The organism is Bacillus sp. S4 (genome assembly GCF_040838205.1).
GTDB classification, from domain to species: Bacteria; Bacillota; Bacilli; order Bacillales; family Bacillaceae_G; genus Bacillus_A; species Bacillus_A cereus_U.
Map to the genome: position 1 here is coordinate 1 of NZ_JBFPJI010000260.1, position 4,764 is coordinate 4,764.

The following is a 4,764-nucleotide window of genomic DNA, read 5'->3' on the forward strand; positions in this document are numbered from 1 at the left end:
ATATTGGATTGAGATTATATTAATATCTTTCGAGGATAGTATGTACTATTCACTAACTAATGAAGGATGTAAAAAAGAAGATATTTATTAAAATATACTTTTAAATAAACTTTGAATATATGGCTGTGTTAGGAGTGATTTGTTTGAAAAATAGATTGAAAGAACTTTATTTATGTTCGTTTGCAATTATTGCAATGGGTTTTTTTGAAATAATTTATGATCATACTGCAGCTGAGCTTACTGAAGGGTTTTATTTGGGGAATTTAAAGATACTTACGGGAGTATTGTTTTTAATTTTTGCTTTAGTTTCTCAAACTAAATATAAAACTAATGGTAAACAGTTAGAAAGAGAACTATCAAAGGAATATGATGAAAGGGTTGATTTAATAGATGGAAAAGCTGCACATATAACCATAAGTATTCTTATGGTTATGATTATTCTTATGATGTTTCTTTCGAAATGGATAATAATTCCGATTAATACTGGGCTATTTCTCATTATGATATGCTGTCTAATTACAAATACATTAGCAAAAAAATATTATAATAGTTTTCTTTAATTAGAAGATTTCTATGAAAAATAGAATAAAAGAGTTACGTTTAAATGAAAAATTCCCTAGCGTACGATATTCGCCTTTAGGTTGGGAAGATATCAATTTCTTAGGGGAATAAAAGTTTGAGGGATTACATTCAACAAGTTTACATTCCTTACGTCCTTTGAATATTAAAGAGCCGATTTACTCTTAACAGGGTAAAATCTGTCTCTTCTCTTGTCTGACTTTTCTTACCGTGGGGTTTTTCTGAAATAAATGTTAATTGCGAGGAGAGGATGTCGGTGTTTGGGAAATGCCGAGATATAGGGAGTTTATTATTAATTCTTTCTTTGCTGATCATAGCTTGTGTATTACAGGCTTTGGGAGAGGATAATGGGGAATGATGGATGCAATTATAGAAATTTGCATAAAATTTATTATGATTTATTGTATATGCTGTTTTGGTGGTAGTTTGTTATAGAAAATGAAAACAGATTGAAAGGAAAGGAGATTCAATATGAGCCTTTCATCTCAAAAAAAGATGTTGCAGCGGGTTGAAGAAAAGGAAATGCCATACTGTAATGATGATCCATTGGCTATTGCAAAAGGGATTAGAAATGGATTTCTAATGGTAATACCATTTTGGTTAGTTGTATTGTATTTAGTTATATGAAAACTACATAACTACGAAAGGGTGAAAGAAATGATTGTTTCGAATGGAATTGCTGATATTCAAACGAAAAAGCAGGCACAGGAACTCGCAATAGAAATGACAAAACAAGCGCTTCATGAAGGCGCTGGATTAACGTGGGTGAGAAGAAGGACGGCTTTTTAGAATATATCACTAGCCATTTTGAAAAGGATCATCCTTCTTATCATGCTTTTCAAATCATGTTAGCGTGTAAAGCATCGACGCCTGCTCTTTGTTCTTATCCTTTCTGGATTGTGTATGAGAGCAATAGAGAGGTGAGATAACAAAATGAGTTTAATCATTCCACATTATTTACTTGTAGGCGGATGTTCGAAAGACAAAGTGTTACAGGCACATAAAAAAGCGAAAGAAATATTTAATCCAAAGGGTAAAACGAATAAATTGGTAAGTCAGTTGAGAAACGTTTCCTTTTTTGTACTTTGTGACGGTAGCCATCATAGATGGAAAAATGAAGATGAATATATGAAAGTGAAAACGGCATATATTCGTTACCTTGTAGAGTCTGATATTCAGTTTGTAGAAATGGCAACACAAGAATTGATTTCTTGAAGGTATGCAAAAGACCCCAAAAAGCTAGAACAATATACTTATCATGTAGAAAGAAAAAAACAGCGTATCATTAGTCAGCTGATCGATTGCGGATTTTACAAGGATGGAAGAAGACAACTCTATGAATTAGAGCCTTCAGAACTAGAAAAGCATCTAAAAAAAATTAAAAAGGAGCGAGTAATTCTTCATAGTTGATGCAAAGGAAGTGAGACTGTGGCATCTAATAAGTTTGAAAAAGAACTAGAGAAATCCACTAAAGCAGTTGTGAAAGGGTTGCGATTGGTATCGGTTACTTATGTATCAGCCGGAAGATGTAGAAGGAAAGAGTCAAAAGGTTCGATTTTATTTAGGTGGACCAGAAGAGAACTTGGAATATCTAGTCAAAGCGTTTCGAAGTGTATATAAAAACGCGGAAATTATAGCACAAACGATGGAACACATTTCGTTTTCACGTAATAAATTGTTTGGTGGTGCGGTTGGCGGGAGAATGAGATTAAAGACGAAAAAGTCCTATCAGTTACTTAATATAAAACTGATAAACTAGGGATACCGCCCCATGTCCATCAACTTAAGAATCTTTATTATCCCCACGTTATTCTTTCTAAAAAGCTAAATAGAAAGGATGACGTTTTTTACTAGATTCTTAAGTTGATGGACATATATAGTGACTCCTAGGAGTTGATACATATGGAAAACAAGAGCTCATGTATATGCAATTTCAAAAAAATCAAACTACCAGAAGCTTAAATCTTATATCAAACCCATAGCCGATTATCAACAAGAGTAAAGGAGCGGTGAGTATGACAACAATTTTAGTATTAGAAGATGAGATAACAATTCGTAGCTTTATTACATTAAATATGAAGCGTGCTGGTTTCAATGTTTTAGAAACCGATACAGGTGAAAAAGCTCTTGAACTTTTAGAAAATCATAATGTTGATATTGTAATACTTGATGTTATGTTACCAGGAATAGATGGTTTTGGGGTATGCAAAAGAATACGAAAAAACAATGAAAAGATTGGTATTATTATATTAACGGCACGTGTTCAAGAGAAAGATCAGGTACACGGTTTGACAATTGGAGCAGATGATTATATTAAAAAACCATTTAGTATAATTGAATTAGTAGCACGTGTACAATCATTGCTAAGAAGAGTAAAAGAAAATAAAATGGATATGAAATGGATTCATTCGGGACCATTTCAATTAAATATTCTGCAAGGAGAATTATATAGGGATGAGATAGTAATTGATTTAACTCCAACAGAGCATATTATTTTACGATATTTAATGGAAAATTCCATAAAACCAATTTCACGTGATGAACTCTTAAATAAAATATGGGGTATAAGTTGTGTAGGTAACACAAAAGTAATAGATGTGAATATCAGTCGTCTTCGTCAGAAGATCGAACCTAGTCCTTCTGAGCCTCAGTTTCTCCTTACGGTACGAGGGAAAGGGTACAAATGGAAAGAAGGCAAACGATGAGGCGGAAAATTAGTTTGTACTTTATCGTTTCCTGACAGAATACTCCTTCCTTAAGCGTGTGAAGGGCGTTAGCCCAACGGTAGGTGGGAGATGAATGCCAATAGGCGTAAGCCTACGTTTTTTTGTATACTGTAGATATCCTATAACAAATCGAGGTGCAACTTATGTTAGTAAATAAAGCATATAAATTTCGTATCTACCCAAATAAGAAACAAGAAATAGTAATTGCTAAAACGATTGGTTGCTAGAGAGATGAAAAAAAGGAAAAAACTATTGGGTTTATGGAAAACAATTACATTATTAGTGTGTGCAGTAGTAATTTTTTCTTTACTCGTAACAGACATTTTAATTAGTCATAATGTTGAACGGGCAACGAAAGATAGCCAAGCAGAGAAGGCAAAAACGATTGCACGTATTGTGGCGAATGATTCTATTGTAATTGATGGGTTGACGGGGAAGGTAGATACCTCCTTAATTCAGGTGTATACCAATAAGCTATTAAAGAGTACAGATGTTCAATTTATTGTAGTTATGGATATGGATGGAATACGAAAATCTCATCCAAACCCTCAAAAAATAGGTCATCATTTCGTTGGAGGGGATGAAGGAACTGTATTGAAAGGAAAGGAACGCGTATCGTTAGCAGAAGGAACTTTAGGGAGTTCTATGCGAGTATTCGTACCTATTTTTGCTGACACAGGTGAGCAACTTGGTGCGGTCGCTGTTGGCATTTCAGCTGATAATGTGAAAGAGAGAGTGAAAGAAAGTAGACATATCATTTATATCGGTGTTGGTGTTGGAATATTAGTTGGAATTATAGGAGCGATATTGCTAGCTAGACATATAAAGAAAGTTTTATTTGGTCTTGAGCCACATAGGATAGCGAAATTTTTAGAAGAAAGAAATACGATGCTACAATCTGTAAAAGAAGGTATTATTGCTGTAGATACAGAGGCGAGAATAACTTTAATTAATAATGAGGCAAAACGAATACTTAAGAAAATTGGACTTACAGAAGATTTTATCGGTAAAGATGTTGAATTGTATACGCCGAATTCACGTATAAAAGAAGTGTTGCAAACAGGAGAGGTACAATTAAACGAAGAACAAAATATTCTTGGAAATACGATTGTTACAAACCGTGTTCCTTTATACGTAAAAGGAGAAATAGTTGGCGTGATTGCAACATTTCGTGATAAAACAGAGATTAGAAAATTAGCAGAGGAACTAACCGGTATCAGGCTATATGCGGAAGCATTACGGGCACAGTCCCATGAATTTATGAATAAAATGCATGTTGTATTAGGACTTACACATATGAAACAGTATGAAGAATTGCAGAAATATGTAAGTAGTATGGTGTCAGAGCATCAATATGAAATTGGTGGGGTTATGAAAAGAATTAAAAGTCCGGTATTTGCTGGTTTTTTACTAGGTAAACTTAGTTATGCTAGAGAGAAAAATATAAAGTTAATTATAA

8 protein-coding genes and 1 pseudogene are annotated in these 4,764 nt (G+C 33.6%); all 9 read left to right on the forward strand.

The annotated features are described in order from the left end of the window. Positions 1-143 precede the first annotated feature (143 nt). Positions 144-560 carry a hypothetical protein gene (locus tag AB3X48_RS17935; protein WP_002162340.1) on the forward strand — a complete coding sequence of 139 codons (417 nt, stop codon included), beginning with the start codon at positions 144-146 and terminating at the stop codon, positions 558-560. Positions 561-1,050: 490 nt separating this feature from the next. Then, positions 1,051-1,206: a hypothetical protein gene (locus AB3X48_RS17940; protein ID WP_165762440.1), complete on the forward strand. Its 156-nt coding sequence runs from the start codon at positions 1,051-1,053 to the stop codon at positions 1,204-1,206. Positions 1,207-1,236: 30 nt separating this feature from the next. Further along, the gene (locus tag AB3X48_RS17945) at positions 1,237-1,368 is read left to right on the forward strand and encodes a hypothetical protein (protein ID WP_002162339.1); all 132 of its coding nucleotides are present in this window, start codon (positions 1,237-1,239) and stop codon (positions 1,366-1,368) included. A gap of 144 nt (positions 1,369-1,512) precedes the next feature. Further along, positions 1,513-1,794, forward strand: coding sequence for a hypothetical protein (locus AB3X48_RS17950; protein WP_002162337.1), 282 nt, complete (start codon positions 1,513-1,515; stop codon positions 1,792-1,794). Between the two features lie 66 nt (positions 1,795-1,860). Further along, positions 1,861-1,989 carry a Fur-regulated basic protein FbpA gene (gene fbpA / locus AB3X48_RS17955; protein WP_080021449.1) on the forward strand — a complete coding sequence of 43 codons (129 nt, stop codon included), beginning with the start codon at positions 1,861-1,863 and terminating at the stop codon, positions 1,987-1,989. A 100-nt stretch (positions 1,990-2,089) separates the two neighbouring features. Beyond that, entirely contained in the window at positions 2,090-2,338 is a 249-nt protein-coding gene (locus AB3X48_RS17960; RefSeq protein WP_002162336.1) for a hypothetical protein, read from the forward strand. Positions 2,339-2,594: 256 nt separating this feature from the next. Continuing rightward, entirely contained in the window at positions 2,595-3,284 is a 690-nt protein-coding gene (locus tag AB3X48_RS17965; RefSeq protein WP_088099289.1) for a response regulator transcription factor, read from the forward strand. A 164-nt stretch (positions 3,285-3,448) separates the two neighbouring features. Then, a pseudogene (locus AB3X48_RS17970) lies at positions 3,449-3,529 on the forward strand (helix-turn-helix domain-containing protein); the annotation flags it as partial. 7 nt (positions 3,530-3,536) lie between these two features. Beyond that, positions 3,537-4,764, forward strand: a 1,228-nt coding sequence (gene dcuS / locus AB3X48_RS17975) for a DcuS/MalK family sensor histidine kinase (protein WP_367959775.1), incomplete at its 3' end; no start/stop codon positions are given.